This window comes from Pseudoalteromonas sp. D15MCD-2, assembly GCF_038562745.1.
GTDB lineage: Bacteria > Pseudomonadota > Gammaproteobacteria > Enterobacterales > Alteromonadaceae > Pseudoalteromonas.
On the sequence record NZ_JBCFQE010000001.1, the window covers coordinates 1,996,641 to 2,012,874 of the forward strand.

The 16,234-nt window shown below is 41.0% G+C and carries 18 protein-coding genes; 2 read left to right on the plus strand and 16 right to left on the minus strand.

Translation table 11 applies throughout. The features are described from left to right. Positions 1 to 9: 9 nt before the first annotated feature. Complete coding sequence (gene prpB / locus AADY36_RS09050; protein WP_054561375.1) at positions 10 to 885, minus strand: methylisocitrate lyase; 876 nt, start codon at positions 883 to 885, stop codon at positions 10 to 12. 87 nt (positions 886 to 972) lie between these two features. After that, positions 973 to 1,674, minus strand: coding sequence for a GntR family transcriptional regulator (locus AADY36_RS09055; protein WP_054561374.1), 702 nt, complete (start codon positions 1,672 to 1,674; stop codon positions 973 to 975). 280 nt (positions 1,675 to 1,954) lie between these two features. On the opposite strand from AADY36_RS09055, the gene rsmF reads away from it, so the two are divergent. Both rsmF and AADY36_RS09065 read left to right on the plus strand, forming a co-directional pair. Next, positions 1,955 to 3,394 (plus strand): 16S rRNA (cytosine(1407)-C(5))-methyltransferase RsmF, encoded by a 1,440-nt coding sequence (gene rsmF / locus AADY36_RS09060; RefSeq protein ID WP_054561373.1) that lies wholly within the window; start codon positions 1,955 to 1,957, stop codon positions 3,392 to 3,394. 311 nt (positions 3,395 to 3,705) lie between these two features. After that, positions 3,706 to 4,521 carry a polysaccharide deacetylase family protein gene (locus tag AADY36_RS09065; RefSeq protein WP_054561372.1) on the plus strand — a complete coding sequence of 272 codons (816 nt, stop codon included), beginning with the start codon at positions 3,706 to 3,708 and terminating at the stop codon, positions 4,519 to 4,521. On the opposite strand, the gene AADY36_RS09070 is transcribed toward AADY36_RS09065, so the two are convergent. From AADY36_RS09070 to yceD, 14 genes are all read right to left on the minus strand, one after another. Beyond that, positions 4,518 to 6,338: an alkaline phosphatase D family protein gene (locus AADY36_RS09070; protein WP_342409270.1), complete on the minus strand. Its 1,821-nt coding sequence runs from the start codon at positions 6,336 to 6,338 to the stop codon at positions 4,518 to 4,520. The two genes, AADY36_RS09065 and AADY36_RS09070, sit on opposite strands and share 4 nt — an antisense overlap. Positions 6,339 to 6,373: 35 nt before the next feature. Further along, positions 6,374 to 7,153 carry a TatD family hydrolase gene (locus AADY36_RS09075; protein ID WP_054561371.1) on the minus strand — a complete coding sequence of 260 codons (780 nt, stop codon included), beginning with the start codon at positions 7,151 to 7,153 and terminating at the stop codon, positions 6,374 to 6,376. Positions 7,154 to 7,166: 13 nt separating this feature from the next. Continuing rightward, positions 7,167 to 7,493 (minus strand): PilZ domain-containing protein, encoded by a 327-nt coding sequence (locus tag AADY36_RS09080; RefSeq protein WP_054554720.1) that lies wholly within the window; start codon positions 7,491 to 7,493, stop codon positions 7,167 to 7,169. 8 nt (positions 7,494 to 7,501) lie between these two features. Continuing rightward, positions 7,502 to 8,395 (minus strand): DNA polymerase III subunit, encoded by an 894-nt coding sequence (locus tag AADY36_RS09085; protein ID WP_054561370.1) that lies wholly within the window; start codon positions 8,393 to 8,395, stop codon positions 7,502 to 7,504. Position 8,396: 1 nt separating this feature from the next. Further along, positions 8,397 to 9,023 (minus strand): dTMP kinase, encoded by a 627-nt coding sequence (gene tmk / locus AADY36_RS09090; RefSeq protein ID WP_054561369.1) that lies wholly within the window; start codon positions 9,021 to 9,023, stop codon positions 8,397 to 8,399. 17 nt (positions 9,024 to 9,040) lie between these two features. Further along, positions 9,041 to 10,018, minus strand: coding sequence for an endolytic transglycosylase MltG (mltG, locus tag AADY36_RS09095; RefSeq protein ID WP_342408881.1), 978 nt, complete (start codon positions 10,016 to 10,018; stop codon positions 9,041 to 9,043). Beyond that, complete coding sequence (gene pabC, locus AADY36_RS09100; RefSeq protein WP_342408882.1) at positions 10,015 to 10,827, minus strand: aminodeoxychorismate lyase; 813 nt, start codon at positions 10,825 to 10,827, stop codon at positions 10,015 to 10,017. The genes mltG and pabC overlap by 4 nt, the downstream gene beginning before the upstream one ends. Before the next feature lie 57 nt (positions 10,828 to 10,884). Beyond that, entirely contained in the window at positions 10,885 to 12,123 is a 1,239-nt protein-coding gene (gene fabF / locus AADY36_RS09105; RefSeq protein WP_054554715.1) for a beta-ketoacyl-ACP synthase II, read from the minus strand. Positions 12,124 to 12,240: 117 nt separating this feature from the next. Continuing rightward, a complete protein-coding gene (gene acpP / locus AADY36_RS09110) occupies positions 12,241 to 12,477 on the minus strand; it encodes an acyl carrier protein (protein WP_016707440.1) in 237 nt (78 codons plus the stop codon). A 238-nt stretch (positions 12,478 to 12,715) separates the two neighbouring features. After that, positions 12,716 to 13,462, minus strand: coding sequence for a 3-oxoacyl-ACP reductase FabG (gene fabG / locus AADY36_RS09115; protein WP_054554714.1), 747 nt, complete (start codon positions 13,460 to 13,462; stop codon positions 12,716 to 12,718). Between the two features lie 11 nt (positions 13,463 to 13,473). After that, positions 13,474 to 14,400 (minus strand): ACP S-malonyltransferase, encoded by a 927-nt coding sequence (fabD, locus tag AADY36_RS09120; RefSeq protein WP_054561366.1) that lies wholly within the window; start codon positions 14,398 to 14,400, stop codon positions 13,474 to 13,476. 70 nt (positions 14,401 to 14,470) lie between these two features. Continuing rightward, positions 14,471 to 15,499: a phosphate acyltransferase PlsX gene (plsX, locus tag AADY36_RS09125; RefSeq protein ID WP_054554712.1), complete on the minus strand. Its 1,029-nt coding sequence runs from the start codon at positions 15,497 to 15,499 to the stop codon at positions 14,471 to 14,473. Between the two features lie 11 nt (positions 15,500 to 15,510). Next, positions 15,511 to 15,681 (minus strand): 50S ribosomal protein L32, encoded by a 171-nt coding sequence (rpmF, locus tag AADY36_RS09130; protein ID WP_036967969.1) that lies wholly within the window; start codon positions 15,679 to 15,681, stop codon positions 15,511 to 15,513. 10 nt (positions 15,682 to 15,691) lie between these two features. Next, a complete protein-coding gene (gene yceD / locus AADY36_RS09135; RefSeq protein ID WP_054554711.1) occupies positions 15,692 to 16,216 on the minus strand; it encodes a 23S rRNA accumulation protein YceD in 525 nt (174 codons plus the stop codon). Between the last annotated feature and the right edge of the window lie 18 nt (positions 16,217 to 16,234).

The following is a 16,234-nucleotide window of genomic DNA, read 5'->3' on the forward strand; positions in this document are numbered from 1 at the left end:
ATGTTGTCGTTATGATTTTTTAGCTGAGAAAAGGTTATCGAGTGTGTTTTCATATGAGTGATAATCTAAAAACTCATATAATTCCGCACGTGTTTGCATATTGTCTACTTGGCTTTGTTGCGAGCCTTCGCTAAGAATAGACGAATACACATTAAGTGCGGCTTTGTTCATGGCTCTAAATGCACTAAGTGGATAAAGTACAATTTCAACACCCACTTCGCTCAATTGCTCTTTTGTATAAAGTGGCGTTTGACCAAATTCAGTGATATTTGCAAGAATCGGCACATTTAACGCTTTAGCAAACGCTTGGTAATCTGCTAAATCATGTACCGCTTCTGCGAAGATGGCGTCTGCACCTGCTTCAACACACGCTGCTGCGCGGTCAATCGCGGCATTTAAGCCTTCTTTTTGAAATGCATCAGTACGCGCCATAATATAAAAATCACTGTCTGTCTTGGCATCAACCGCAGCTTTAATACGGTCAACCATTTCATCTTTAGACACGATCTCTTTATTAGGACGGTGACCACAACGTTTTTGTGCTACTTGGTCTTCAATATGAAAGCCCGCTGCGCCTGCTTTGGTCATTTCTTTAACGGTACGAGCAATATTAAATGCACCGCCCCAACCTGTGTCAGCATCAACAAGAAGCGGTAAGTCGGTAGCGCTGGTGATTCGACGAATATCTTCAAGTACGTTATCAAGGCTAGTCATACCTAAATCTGGCATGCCGTATGATGCGTTAGCAACACCCGCACCTGAGAGGTAAAGTGCTTGGTGACCTGTTTTTTCTGCCATCATTGCGCAGTACGCGTTGACGGTGCCAACCACTTGCAATGGCTTGTTGTTGGCGATTGCCTGTTTGAATTTCAATCCTGCTGACATTGGATAACTCCTATCTTTGAACGGTTTTAGCTCTTTGGCTAACTCTATTTTTTAAATCTAAATTGTGACTGTTTAACTAAAGCGCTACTAATTTTTTGCTGCGAGTAAGTCAAACTTAGTCTGAATATTTGCCTGAGACGCACTGATATGGCGCTTCATAAGCATTTCGGCTAATTCACCGTCATGGTTTTCAATGGCATTAATAATAGCCAAGTGTTCATCAAACGCTTTTGATACACGCGGCCCAACCATCCCCATTTGTACACGGTACATACGAATTAACTGGTACAACTCATTACATAAAAGATGAATTAAGTGTGCGTTTTTCGACCCTTTAATAATGCGATAATGAAAATCAAGGTCGCCCGCTTCTTGGTAGTATGATTCACCTTCTTTTACACGCTGTGTTTGTAAGTGCTGGTTCAATAACTGTTTTAAACCCTGCACTTCTTCAGGTTCCATGTTATCGGCAGCTAAACGACAAGCCAGCCCTTCTAAGGCACTACGAACCTGATAGACTTCGATTAAACGCTCAGCTGTTAGTGCAACGACACGGCAACCGACATTTGCTTTACGCTCTACCAAATAACAGCTCTCTAAACGATTTAGCGCCTCACGTAAGGTGGCACGGCTTACACCATAGCGTTTAGCAAGTTCTGGCTCAGAAATTTTGCTACCCTGCTCGATGGTGCCTTGGACAATTTCACGACGCATGTCGACAAACACTTGGTCTGATGCTGTTGTTATCGTGATATCGTTGTAGTTATCGTTGGCTTTTTGCTCTGTCATAATAGGTCTATCAAAGTACTAAATTAAGATTGTCGACAATTTGTGAGTTCACTATGCGCCCTATCATTGCAAGTGTCAACCTTGAGATCGGAAAAATAGGCTAAAAAACCAACAGAATGTCGACATAAATTGATATTTATCAAAAATAATGGCTATAAAGAACATTTATATTGGCAATATGTCGACACATCAACCTCACTGTTAATAAGCTAAAAATATCCCCTGATAGCGCTATAAATGGTATGATCCAGCTATTATTACGTGATGTGAGAGCCATTTAGTGGACGCTAATACATATATACCTGACTCATTTATTGATGATGTAAAAAGCTACCTTCCCGAACATTTATCATTAGACGACTTTATTGCAGCCTGTCGCCGCCCACTCAGACGATCTGTTCGCGTAAATACCTTAAAAATGTCAGTCGATGAATTTCAGCGTCAATGCGCCAAAAAAGGATGGGAATTAACAGCAATTCCATGGTGTGAAGAAGGATTCTGGCTAACACGTCCTAGCGACGAAGAAGCGGCGCTTGCCATCGGAAATACCGATTTACACTTAAGTGGTGCTATGTATGTACAAGAAGCCAGCTCAATGTTACCGCCTGTAGCACTGAGAGCCGAAGTTCAGCAAAGCGATGCGGTACTTGATATGGCATCGGCACCGGGTTCAAAAACATCACAAATCGCTGCCATGATGGATAATAGTGGCGTGTTAGTGGCCAATGAGTTGTCATCGTCACGCTTAAAAGTATTAGCAGCAACCCTTAAACGTATGGGCGTAGGTAATTGTGCATTATCACATTTTGACGGTGTGATCTTTGGGGATTACATGTATGAGTGCTTCGACAGTATTTTGCTAGATGCCCCGTGTTCAGGTGAAGGCACGGTTCGTAAAGATGCAGACGCCCTAAAGAATTGGTCAATCGAATCTAATATTGATATTGCTGCTGTGCAAAAAGCCCTTATCAAAAGTGCCTTTTATGCATTAAAACCAGGCGGCACATTAGTGTATTCGACCTGTACTTTAACACCTCTTGAAAACCAACAAGTGTGTGAGTATCTATTAGCAGAGTTCCCTGATTGCATCGAAGTACAATCGCTCAATACTCTGTTTGATGGCGCAGACAAAGCGACAACCAGCGAAGGTTATTTGCATGTTTGGCCGCAAACTTACGACAGTGAAGGTTTCTTCATCGCTAAATTTAAAAAAATAGCGTCAAGCGATAACCCTAATCAAAAAGTTAAAAAAGGCGCATTTCCGTTTGCTGAGTTTGATAAAAAACAAAGCCAAGCGTTTATGCAAACAATTAAAAAACAGTTCGGTCTAAAATCACTCAAAGGCACGTTAATGCAGCGTGATAAAGAGCTTTGGTTGTTTCCTGGTGGCTTTGATGAACTGCAAGATAAAATTAAATACTCACGTTTAGGTATTCAACTTGGCGTGATCCACAAAGGCGGAGTTCGCTTAACTCACGAGTTTGCCACTGTCTTTGGCCAAGATTGCGATAAAAATACCTTTGAGATGTCTGCTTGCCAAGCAAACGATTACTTTAACGGTAAAGATATTAGGCTAGAAAAACCAACGCAAGATAATGGTGAAGTAGTTTTAATGTTATGTGGTTGTCCGGTAGGCCTAGGTAAGTGGCAAAAGAATAAAATTAAGAACTCATTACCTCGTGATTTGGTCCAAAATGCCCAGTTGATAACTTGGGTATAAGTTGCGCATAAAGACTGTATAAATAAGGCGCTAATTTAGGTAAAAAGCTGTAACAGACTGATTTTAAACTAGTATAAAATTTGTACATTTACCGTGCAATTTCCTGCTGATTAACTACACTTAAAAGTACTTTCTACTTCTCCCTACTGAATTTAGAAGGTGTTTTTTTATAGTTAGCGCAGGCTCACACGAGCCACCCCCTAAGCCCAGAACAATGCGGATTCGTTCTGGGCGTTTTTTTATTCAAAAGTCGCATAGCAAAGCATTAGCCTTTTTGATTTCATTGTAAAAACAATGATAAAGGATTGATTATGCTTAAACCCTTGTGCGTCGTACTACCACTTTTAATCAGCTGCCAAACTCTGGCAAAAAGCAGTGACTACCTAGGCTTTGACTACCCTAATAAGGCTAAAAATGCTGTCAGTATCACTTTTGATGATGCAAGACATAGCCAAGTTGATACCGGTTTAGCACTTTTAAACAAATACCAAATAAAAGCGACATTTTATGTATCCCCTTTTAACGTAAAAGAACGTGTTGAAAAGTGGCAAATGGCTGTAAAAACAGGTCACGAAATTGCTAATCATACGGCAAGCCACTTGTGTACCGGCAACTTTGAATGGCTTCGGGAACTTGGGGTGTCGCTTGAACAATTTACGTTAAAAGAAATGGAGCAAGATATCTTAAAGGGGCAAGATTATATAAAAGCCACACTCAACGTGACACCAACCGCTTTTGCCTACCCTTGCGGAAACACCTTTGTTGGCCGTGGTGCAAATACTAAAAGTTATGTACCGTTAATAGCCAAGCACTTTAAAACAGGTAGAACTTGGCTCGACGAAACGGCAAATAACCCCAACTTTACAGACTTTTCGCAGTTAACTAGCTTACCCATTGATGGACTTACTTTCGAAGAGATCCAAAAAACCATAGAGCAGCACCGAACTAACAATAGTTGGATCATTCTGGCAGGCCACGATATTGGCAAACGAGATCAGTACACTACCGGCACCGACGCGCTAGAGCAGCTCATTGTTTATCTACAAGATCCTAAAAATGGGTTTTGGTTAGATACAGTAAGTAATGTTGCTGACTACGTTGAGGCGAATCGCAAAGCAATAGATTAATTATCGTTTAAATCGAATTCAGTTATTTGGTTATCAGCGTGAATAAGTTCATATTTAGCAAGCAAACCGTCATTGAGCTCAATTAAGCTGATAGCCGCATTACTGACCAAATACTTTTGCCCTTCGCCTATGGTTTGGTGTTTATCAACTTCCATTTGCCAACGTTTAGTGAAAAAGTTAAGTGGGCTTTTTGGCGCATATAAAATTGAGTCGAGCTTATCGAGTACATTAATAAGTTTACGTGGGAACTCATTTTTAATGCCACTGGCGGTCAACTGCCAAATCCGATTTTTATGCTTACCAAAGCGTTTTTGCACTGAAAAACAAAATGAATAATGGACATCACCAGAGAGGATCAAGGTTTCTTTTGGCGTATCTTCACGGCGAAAAGTATCTAGCAACTTTTTAGCAGAACCTTCATGGGCCATCCAGTTTTCAACATCAACTAACAAGGGTTGCCCGCAAAAATTAAAAATCGCTTGAATTGCTTCAATCGATTTAACACCAAACACCGGAGCTGGAGATACGATAATCACTTTATCGTGAGACAATAAGCTTTCTTCTAATTCAGTGAGCCTTTCCCAATCAAGTAAACCTGATGGCTCATTGAAGTTTTGTTCATTACGCCAGCGATGGGTTCGGGTATCGAGCACTACAACCTTTGGAATGGTATTAAGCTCGTAATGCCAATGGTTAAAATTGAGTATTAACTTATCAAAGTCTTTAAAATACCAGCTCTGTTGCTGCAGACTTTCTTTAAAGCTGGGTAATAAAGACAGTGAGTTATCGCCTGCATCATTACCAATCCCCTGCATTAACCAATAACTAATTAAACCATTATTTACAATACGACGGCTAGCTGGGTGCTGATAAATAGCCTGCTCCCAGCCTGCGGTTAAGTTCCAATCATCGGTGACATCATGATCGTCAAACATCATTAATGTCGACACATTAGCGAATAACCTTTCAACGCTTTGAAGACCCTTTGCAAAGCCAACCAGTGCGTCCTTTTCAAGTTTAAATAAGTTAGCGTATTTAGGGGCTAATGCTGGGCATTCAATTGATTCAAAATCAATTAGCTGCCAAGTAACAGCGCTGAAGTTTAATAAATAAAGCGCAATAAATTCTTGAAAATGAATTAAGTGGTTTTCAGCTTTTAAACTTGAGAAGTGTGGCTCGTCTTTTTTGAGCCAATAACCAACACCAAATTTGCTCCGTTTCTGCCAAGGTACTTTGGGTAAGTGAAAATGGCGCTGATATAGTTGCTGCTCAAACTCTTCTGGCAAATCTAAATCAAGCTCTGGTTCTCGAAACACACCAAATAGGCTAATCACTTTTTCAATCGCGAGCAGCATTGGCCCTGCGACATCATCCGCATATATTTGGTCGCCAGATAACAATAATAAATCAGCACCTGCATTAAGCGATTGGCGCTGATCATTTTGCCAATTATCTGCAGCAACAAGGCTGTCTTTTGCAGGGTGATGAGGATTACGACACGAACCATGAAGAATTCTATCGAGTCGATTTGGGATCACAAATGCCGGAGATTCGGCACGTTCATAGCAATAAGACGATAAATCAAGGCTTTTTTCTTCATCATGTAATGAATAGTAGATCAGTGAATCAACTGCAAACTGGCCACTGACTGGCATGACATTAATGAAATTTAAGTAAAGGTGTTGCCCTAATTGGATTGATTCTAAGCTAGAGAATGTCTCAACACCTTTAAACTCTATTCGGTATTGGCAAGGCCTAGTTGTAACAAATTGAAAGCACACTCGCCCTGCATCTGCTCGGCGTACCATTGGCCCCATTACTAACTGAGGTAAATTCGATACGCCGTGCACTATTACGCCCTTTTAGCCTGATTGAACAACGAATAAAAGTTGTTAGTTGTTGCTTCAGCTAATTCGTTAAAAGTAAGCCCTTTTAACTCAGCGATGTAGTAAGCGACATCTTCAACATAGGCTGGTTGATTTGTTTTACCACGATATGGCACAGGCGCTAAATACGGTGAATCTGTTTCGATTAGTAAGCGATCTAGCGGAATTTGCTTTACAACGTCTTTTAACTCTACTGCATTTTTAAACGTAACAATGCCCGAAATCGAAATATAAAAGCCCATATCAATGGCTTTTTTGGCCATTTCCCAGTTCTCTGTAAAACAATGCAATACACCGCCACAATTCTCAGCATTGTGAGCGCGCATTAAGTTAATAGTGTCTTCTCTAGCGTCTCGTGTATGAATAATAAGCGGCTTATTTAGCTCATTGGCAACGTCGATATGACCCACAAAGCTTTCTTGCTGAACAATATGGGTGTCTTTTGAGTAATAGTAATCAAGACCCGTTTCGCCAATAGCAACCACTTTGTCGTGGCTTGCAAGTGAAATAAGCTTTTGCTTATCGAGTGCGTCTTTTTGATCGAGTGGATGCACACCGCATGATGCAGAAACATCTGGATAGTTCTTAATTTTATCCAGCATACTTGGGAATTGATCTAAAGTTACACTTACACATAAAAAGTGTTCTACTTTCTTTGCGCGAGCATTATCTAGTACTTGGTCTAAGTCTAAGTCTAGTTTTTCAAAATCTAAACGATCTAAATGACAATGAGAATCTACAATCATGGTACTTCTTTTATTACATGGTATAGGTCGGATTGCCGGAGTTTAACATAGTACCGAGTAGTTTTTCGATTTTCGCATTCAAATTGGTTTTATCATCGATAAAATTAACACCAATACCTGGTGGGTTTGAGCTTTGTGCACCTTGTGGTGTGATCCAAGCAACTTTACCCGTTACTACATCATCTTCTAGTGCATCTGGTAATGTGACCTTTAAAGCCAATGAATGACCCATTTCAAAGCGCATATTAGTGCGAACAAACAAACCACCATTTTTTAGATAAGGCATGTAACAGCGATATAATTCTTCTAAGTCTTCAATATCTACTAATAATTCTTGCACGATACTTCCTAATTTTGGCTTTCACGTAAAGTAAACGCTAATTGTGAAATGGCTAGTTCCATATTCAAGCCAAGCACATGTGAGTTATTATAAAGAAACTCTGAAATTGCAGTTTGTGCTTTCTGATAATTGAAAAAGTCCATTCCTAACATTAATTGCGTTTTAAGATGCTCTGTTAAGAACAAAGCAAATACATTAACCAAGCTATGATCTTTATTAAGGATGTCGACTAACGCACTGAAATTATGGCTGTCTTTTATCTCAGTTGCAAATTTATAAAGAGAATCGACAGCTTCAAGTTGGTTGTCATTTTGCCACTGCTGAACAAGTAAAGGTTGCCTAGCGAACAACTCTAACCATGAATAATTAGCAATATTTAATGATGCTAACCATTTTTTCGTATATTCAGAGTTAACTTTTATTTCGTGTACGGCACAGCGACTTAAAATTGTTGCAGGTAATAATGCTGTTTGCTCGCACGTTAACAATAAATAACGGCGTAAGCTTGGCTCTTCAAGGGTTTTTAATAAAGCATTAGCCGCAGCAGTGGTCATTTTGTGACACTGTTCGAGCACAACTACTTTGTTACCATTTTGCGCCGCTGAATGGTTGATAAAATCACTGATCTCACGAATTTCATCAACGCCTATTGTTTGGCCTTCCACCTTTACAACGCGTTTATCAGGATGAGTACCCGCTTGATTAAGTTGACAGCTTTTACAATTGCCACAGGCTTTTAAATTTACAGGTGACGCGCAAAGTAAGCCATCGGCGAGCGAATCGACTAAACATTGTTTGCCGACACCTTTATCACCATTAAATAGCTGGGCATGATGAAAGCGTTGCTGTGCAAAACTTTGCGCTAGTTGCTGATAAAGCCCTTCAAGCCACGGCAAAGGCATATTAATTTAAACCTGCAAAAAAGTTATCAAGCACAGTTGTGATTGCCGCATGTACTTCTGGCATTGTTTGGTTTGCATCCACTGTTTTGATACTGCTATCAGTTTTAGCTATTTCAAGGTAGCGTGCGCGCGTGCGCTCAAAAAAACCTAACGCTTCTTGTTCGATACGATCAAGTTCACCACGGCCTTTTGCACGGGCAAGCCCAACTGCAGGGTCAATGTCTAAATAAATGGTTAAATCAGGTTTTAAACCATTTAGCACCATATCAGCTAAAAAAGAGAGTTTAGTCTGTTCAATACCGCGACCCCCACCTTGATATGCTTGTGATGAAAGATCATGGCGATCACCTAAAACCCAAGTGCCCTTTTCAAGTGCCGGATTAATAACATTAGCAACTAATTGTGAGCGTGCTGCATACATGATTAACAGCTCTGTTTCACCCGTCACTGTTTCTTGGTGAGCCTGTTTGACGATATTACGCAGCTCTTCAGCCATAGCTGTACCGCCAGGCTCACGTACATTAATAAAATCGACTTGCTTGTTTTCTAAATAAGCTTGGCATACGGCAATGGCCGTTGATTTTCCGGCACCTTCTAGGCCTTCAATCACTATAAATTTCGCTGTCATAGACTCAATTCTGGTTGTTAGTTTAATTGGTACTGCTTTACCGCACGATTATGTTCTTGCAATGTTTTCGAAAATTGATGGCTACCATCCCCTTTCGCAACAAAATACACATATTCAGACTCAGGTGGATTAACCGCGGCCAAAATCGCTGCTTTCGAAGGCATGGCTATGGGTGTTGGCGGCAAGCCTTTTATCTTATACGTGTTATACGGTGTATAGGTTTTTAAATCTTTTCGTTTTATATCGCCATCAAAATCAGCACCAATACCATAAATAACAGTTGGATCGGTTTGTAAGCGCATATTGGTTTTTAAACGATTGGTAAATACCGCAGAAATTAATGGTCGCTCAGAAGCAAGGCCCGTTTCTTTTTCGATGATAGAAGCCAGTATTAACGCTTCATACGGTGAACTTAACACCAAATCTGCTGCTCTAGTTTGCCATGCGGTGTCTAATTCCTGCTGCATTTTGTTGTATGCGCGTTTTAATAAGCCGCTGGCACTATCTTCACTGTGGTAGTGATAGGTGTCAGGGAACAACCAGCCTTCTAAATTCTCTTGCGTGTTACTTATCTGCGCCGCTAAATTTTCTGTATCTAAGTCTTGGTTTAAATGCGCTTGCTTTTGAATATTAGCAACAACGTCTCGAAGTGGCTGACCTTCAATAATTGTGAAGCTAAAACTCACTTGTGCACCTTGATTGATACGACGAATATTATCAATAACAGCGCTTGTATCCAGTTCATATAGACCCGCTTTTAAATCGGTAAGCGTAGGATCTAATTTAGCAAGTACCTGAAATTTAAAACAGCTATCAACCCAGTGCTTTGTTTGCCATGCTTGGCAAAGCTGATTAAAGCCAGTGCCACGTTCTACTTTAAATAAAGTACTGTTTTCAACCTTTAACGGCATTTTTAATGCTGATTGAAGCTGTTTATAGCCAATACCACAACATAGCAATGCTAATAACAGCACGCTAACAATGACTTTTATCACACACTCTCCTTGGCAAACTGCGCCGTTAATAGCGCTTTACTGCATTCAATATCAAACTGTGTATCAGCAATCCGTGCAACGGGAACCACGCCCATTAAACTGTTACACATAAATACGGCATCCATAGCTAAAAGCTCATCTAATTGGATTGCTTTAAATTCAATGGCTAACTTATCACATAAAGCGCTGAGATAAACCCCAGTGATACCGCAGCGGTCTAACTTAGGTGACATAACTTGACCGTCTTTAATAGCAAATAAATTTGCAGCCGAACATTCAATCACATTGTTATCATAATCAAGAACAACAACGTCATCACATTCAAGGCTGCTCATTTGCTTTTTGATAAGCACTTGCTCTAGACGGTTCAATGTTTTTAAGCCTGCAAGTAAAGGTTGATGTGCAAGTTTCACGTCGCTGACTGCTAAGCTTACGCCCTGCTGCTGCCAACTTTTATAGTGTGAAACTACAGGCATTATACTAATCAGCACTTGAATACTTGGTGTATCTGGTAAGCCATAACCACGCCCACCTGCACCACGGGTGATAACTATTTTTAAAATACCGGTTTGTGTATCACTGATTGCGTGGTTAACTTCACGCTCAATTGCGGTTAAATCTAATTCGGGGAAAAATAGTCTTTGCGCGCATTCTTCTAAACGCGCTTTGTGTAAATCCCAGTGCTCAACGACAGAATTCACCACAGATGCTGTGGTAAAAAAGCCATCACCATAATTTAAGCCACGGTCTTGCGTGCTTATTGTGGTGTCTGGTGTGATTATTTTTATTGTTTGTTTTAATTTACTCATACAAAAAAGCCCAGTTAAACAACTGGGCTCTTCTTTTTAGTCCGTTGTTAAAAAGAATTATACCTTTTTAAATAGCAACGAGCCATTAGTACCACCAAAACCAAATGAATTACATAGTGCGTAATCCAATTTAGCATCACGTGCAGTATGCGGTACGTAGTCTAAATCACAGCCTTCATCTGGGTTATCAAGGTTGATTGTAGGGCTTACTTTCTGGTCAACAAGTGACAAGATAGTAATGATCGATTCTACCGAGCCTGCTGCACCTAACAAGTGACCCATCATTGATTTAGATGAACTTACCATCACATCTTTCGCTGCATCGCCAAAAATAGTTTTAACAGCTGATGTTTCGGCTTTATCGCCTGCATTCGTCGATGTACCGTGAGCATTAATGTAACCAACTTGGTCTGCATTAACTTGTGCATCATTTAGGGCATTTTCCATCGCTAGAGCTGCGCCTGCACCGTCTTCAGGTGGAGACGTCATGTGATATGCATCGCCACTCATACCAAAACCAACGAGTTCAGCGTAAATTTTCGCGCCACGTGCTTTAGCATGCTCATATTCTTCAAGTACGATAACACCAGCACCATCAGCAAGAACGAAACCGTCACGGTCTTTATCCCAAGGACGAGATGCTGCTTGTGGATCATCGTTACGAGTTGATAATGCACGTGCTGCATTAAAGCCACCCATACCAATTGGTGTCGATGCTTTTTCAGCACCACCGGCTACCATTGCATCTGCATCGCCGTATGCAATCATACGCGCAGCATGACCAATGTTATGTAGACCTGTAGTACAGGCTGTAACGATTGAAATATTAGGACCACGTAAACCGTGCATAATCGATAAATGACCAGAAATCATATTGATAATGGTCGAAGGCACGTAGAACGGAGAAAGCTTACGCGGGCCGCTGTTTAATAGTTTGATGTGGTTTTCTTCAATTAAAGTTAAACCACCGATGCCAGAACCCACTGCTACACCAACACGAGTGGCGTTTTCTTCAGTGATCTCTAGACCAGAATCTTGTAGTGCTTGTACACCCGCTGCAATGCCATATTGGATAAACAAATCCATTTTCTTTGCATCTTTCGGTGACATGTAAGCTGATGCATCAAAGTCATTCAGCAAACCTGCGAATTTGGTGCCGAAACTTGAGGTATCGAAATGCGTGATAGTTTGAATACCACTTTTACCGTTTAACAAACCTTGCCAAGTAGATTCAACATCATTACCTAGCGGTGTCAACATTCCTAAGCCAGTTACGACGACTCGACGTTTAGCCACGGGTTGCCTCCAATAAGGAAATTATTTTAGGTGGGGTGTATACCAAATTTATTAGTATCATTCTATAGATAGACTAAGGGCAGCTTAATGCTGCCCTTAAAATCAAAATGCGTAAAATTACTCAGCGTGAGCTGTAACGTAATCGATTGCAGCTTGAACTGTAGTGATCTTTTCAGCTTCTTCGTCTGGGATCTCAGTGTCGAATTCTTCTTCAAGAGCCATTACTAGTTCTACAGTGTCAAGTGAATCAGCACCTAAGTCGTCAACGAAAGAAGCTTCATGTTTTACTTCTTCTTCTTTAACACCTAGTTGCTCAATGATAATTTTCTTTACGCGTTCTTGGATGTCGCTCATTCTTCTTTCCTTTATTAAAAACGCCAATGCGTTATTTTCAGATTGCGGCGTAGTTTACGCCGCATAATTCTGTGATTCAAGGATTTGCTGATAATTACTTATCTGGTCAAACCTCTCGAATAGTATTTGTTCATTTATCGCTTATTTTCATAGCGAATTCAAGTATGTTTAAAGCAAGATCACAAAAATTTCAACAATTTTCGATAATCTTCCGTTAGCAAATTTTTGCTAACTTTCATTAAACCATGTACATCGCGCCATTTACGTGCAATGTTTCGCCTGATACATACGCAGCAGCGTCAGATGCTAAATAACATACCGCAGCAGCGATTTCTTCAGGTTGGCCTAAACGCCCTGCAGGTACATTTGCAAGCGTAGCTGCTTTTTGGTCTTCAGTCAGCTCGTCTGTCATATCTGTTTGGATAAAACCAGGTGCAACAACGTTCACTGTGATACCACGTGATGCAACTTCGCGTGCTAATGACTTAGTAAAACCAATTACACCCGCTTTCGCTGCAGCGTAGTTAGCTTGACCCGCATTACCCATAGTGCCCACAACAGAACCGATATTAATGATACGGCCATTTTTCTTTTTCATCATAGGGCGTAAAACAGCCTTAGATAAACGGAAAATTGAGCTTAGGTTCGTGTCGATGATGTCATCCCACTCACCGTCTTTCATACGCATTAATAAGTTATCGCGAGTAATACCCGCATTGTTAACTAATACGTCGATATCGCCTAAATCAGCCTTGATCGCAGCAAGTGTCGCCTCAATCGATTCAGGATCTGTAACGTTAAGGGCATAACCTTTACCGTTGTCACCCAGGTATTCACTGATTTTAGCAGCACCTGATTCGCTTGTTGCAGTGCCGGCTACTTTTGCACCTTGTGCAACTAGCGTATTTGCAATCGCTTTACCAATACCACGGCTTGCACCAGTGATTAGGACAACCTTGCCCTCAAGAGAAAATAAATTTGTCATTCTATTCCTACTTATTTCGCTTCATCAATAGCAGCTTGCGTATTAACCGCACCACATACCATTGCTTTATCAATTCGTTTAGCAAGACCCGTTAATACTTTACCTGGGCCAAACTCATAGCTTTGTGTGATACCTTGCGCAACTAATGCTTGTACAGTTTCAGTCCAGCGTACCGGGCTGTAAAGTTGGCGTACTAATGCATCTTTAATTGCTTCACTTGATTGCTCAGCTTTTACATCAACGTTGTTGATTACATCACACTTAGGTGTATTAAATGTTAAAGCCGCTAAATCAGCAGCTAATTTTTCAGCAGCTGGTTTCATTAGTTCACAGTGAGAAGGTACGCTTACTGCAAGTGGTAAAGCACGTTTAGCACCTGCTTCTTTACATGCTTCTGATGCACGCTCAACTGCCGCTTTGTGGCCGGCAATAACAACCTGACCTGGTGAGTTGTAGTTTACTGGTGAAACGACTTCACCATTTGCTGATGCTTCACACGCTGCTTTGATTTCGTCGTCACCTAAGCCGATGATTGCAGCCATAGAACCAACACCCGCAGGTACTGCTTCTTGCATATATAAACCACGATTTTCTACTAGTTTAACGGCTTCGCTTAAGCTTACAACGCCAGCACAAACTAATGCTGAATACTCGCCTAAACTGTGACCAGCCATAACAACATCGGCATCAGGGTTTGCGTCTAACCATTGACGGTAAATAGCAACACTAGCAGTAAGAAGTGCTGGTTGTGTACGATGGGTTTGATTTAATTCTTCTTCTGGACCATTTAGTACAAGTGCAGCTAGATCATAGCCAAGAGCTTCAGATGCTTCAGCGAATGTTGCTTTAGCAATTTGTGAATCAGCTAATAGTTCAGATAACATGCCCACAGTTTGTGAGCCTTGACCTGGAAATACGAGTGCAATTTTATGTGCCATACTTTGCTCTTATAATTAAACAAAAAAATATTCTGTAGCAGGCAGCATAACAAGTTTTAGATATGCTGCACTACTTTGTTGTTGGATGTGTTTGCTCAAAAATCGCAGCGATTTTTTCAGGGAGTTGGCGTTCGACTTCCCGCGCGGCTTCATCAATAGCAGCATGAAACGCCTTTGGTGAGGCATTGCCATGGCTTTTAACAACAATACCGCGCAATCCTACCAGACTTGCGCCGTTATACTGGTCGGGGTTCACCCGCTTGTAGAGTTTTTTTATCACTGGACGCAATAAAAACGCTAAACTTTTGTATAAGAAATGTTTGTGTAAGGCTTTGGTGAGTTTATGCATGATCAGTTTGGCAATACCTTCACAGGTTTTTAATGCCACATTACCTACAAATCCTTCGCACACTATAACATCGGCTTTTCCGCTGAAAATATCACTACCTTCACTGTAACCTGTGTAGTTGAGATATTCACACTGCTGCATTAACTGTGCAGCTTGTTTTATTCCTTCATGCCCTTTGATGTCTTCAGAGCCAATATTCAATAAACTAACTCTTGGGTTATCACACCCAAGTGCCTGCCCTGCTACCACAGAACCCATAATGCCAAATTGATAAAGGGTTTGTGCGTCACAATGCACATTCGCACCTAAATCAAGTAAATAAACAGGGTTTTTACGTTCGGTTGGAACAGCAGAGATTAATGCAGGCCGTTTTACGCCTGGAAGCATCTTTAATACATAATGCGCCATAAAAAATAACGCGCCTGTATTACCAGAGCTTACACACGCTTGCGCTTCACCCGATTTAACTAAATCGAGGGCAACTCGCATTGATGAATCTTTTTTAGAACGAACCGCTGAAGCAGGTTCACACGCATTTGTGACGACTTCGCTACAATGGCGAATAATTAAACGAGGGTGTGAAACAGAATCGAGTGCTTCGAGTTCTTTTAGAATAACTTGCTGATTACCACATAAGATGAGTCTTAAGTTGGTATTAGCATTTACCGCTTGCACGGCAGCGGGGATAGATGAACGGGGGCCGTAATCGCCCCCCATCATATCTAACGCTATGGTTAGATTGGTCAGCATATAGCAATCTCTTAGTTAGAAATTACTTTAACGCCTTTGTAGTAACCGTCAGCAGTTACGTGGTGACGACGGTGAGTCTCACCAGAAACTTGATCTACAGTTAAAGTTGGACCACTGATCGCATCGTGTGAACGGCGCATGCCGCGTCTTGCACGAGACTTTTTGCTTTTTTGTACAGCCATTAGTCTTCTCCTAAGAATCTTTCTTAAGTTGTTTCAAAATATCAAATGGATTTGGTTTGTCATCTTTTGCTGCTAATTTACCAAAGCTAGTAGGCTCTGATGAATAACTGCATGAAGCTTCGTTGTGTGTAGGCACTATTGGAATAGCTAAAATCAGTTCGTCTTCGATTAACTCAAATACGTTGATTTCACCGTTTTCGTCCAGCTCTACTTCATCGTAACCTTCAGGTAGATGATCTGACTCTGCATCCAAACCAATTGGCGAATACACAAAGTCTTGTTCCAAATCCAACCCTAATTCTCCATTACAGCGTTGACAAGTTACAGTTACATGTGTTGATAAGTTACCACTTATTACCACTAAACCTTGCTCGTCAATTTTGCAATGAATCTTTACCGCTATTTCACCTGCTTCCTCCTGCACAACTTGCTCTAAACGAGAAAGTTTTTCAAGCGGGACAATACCGTCATACGTTAAACGATGTTGAGCTGCTTTGCTGGGATGAAGAGTGATGGGAATTTTCACCTTTTGCATAGGGGCTGCATCATATAG

Bases quoted from the DNA above. Each gene is read 5' to 3' on its own strand.
- yceD (WP_054554711.1), bottom strand. From the start codon at position 16,216: ATGCAAAAGGTGAAAATTCCCATCACTCTTCATCCCAGCAAAGCAGCT.
- AADY36_RS09055 (WP_054561374.1), bottom strand. From the start codon at position 1,674: ATGACAGAGCAAAAAGCCAACGATAACTACAACGATATCACGATAACA.
- AADY36_RS09070 (WP_342409270.1), bottom strand. From the start codon at position 6,338: ATGGGGCCAATGGTACGCCGAGCAGATGCAGGGCGAGTGTGCTTTCAA.
- acpP (WP_016707440.1), bottom strand. From the start codon at position 12,477: ATGAGCGACATCCAAGAACGCGTAAAGAAAATTATCATTGAGCAACTA.
- fabD (WP_054561366.1), bottom strand. From the start codon at position 14,400: ATGGCACATAAAATTGCACTCGTATTTCCAGGTCAAGGCTCACAAACT.
- plsX (WP_054554712.1), bottom strand. From the start codon at position 15,499: ATGCTGACCAATCTAACCATAGCGTTAGATATGATGGGGGGCGATTAC.
- prpB (WP_054561375.1), bottom strand. From the start codon at position 885: ATGTCAGCAGGATTGAAATTCAAACAGGCAATCGCCAACAACAAGCCA.
- AADY36_RS09065 (WP_054561372.1), top strand. From the start codon at position 3,706: ATGCTTAAACCCTTGTGCGTCGTACTACCACTTTTAATCAGCTGCCAA.
- AADY36_RS09085 (WP_054561370.1), bottom strand. From the start codon at position 8,395: ATGCCTTTGCCGTGGCTTGAAGGGCTTTATCAGCAACTAGCGCAAAGT.
- rpmF (WP_036967969.1), bottom strand. From the start codon at position 15,681: ATGGCTGTACAAAAAAGCAAAAAGTCTCGTGCAAGACGCGGCATGCGC.
- AADY36_RS09075 (WP_054561371.1), bottom strand. From the start codon at position 7,153: ATGATTGTAGATTCTCATTGTCATTTAGATCGTTTAGATTTTGAAAAA.
- fabG (WP_054554714.1), bottom strand. From the start codon at position 13,462: ATGACAAATTTATTTTCTCTTGAGGGCAAGGTTGTCCTAATCACTGGT.
- pabC (WP_342408882.1), bottom strand. From the start codon at position 10,827: ATGAGTAAATTAAAACAAACAATAAAAATAATCACACCAGACACCACA.
- tmk (WP_054561369.1), bottom strand. From the start codon at position 9,023: ATGACAGCGAAATTTATAGTGATTGAAGGCCTAGAAGGTGCCGGAAAA.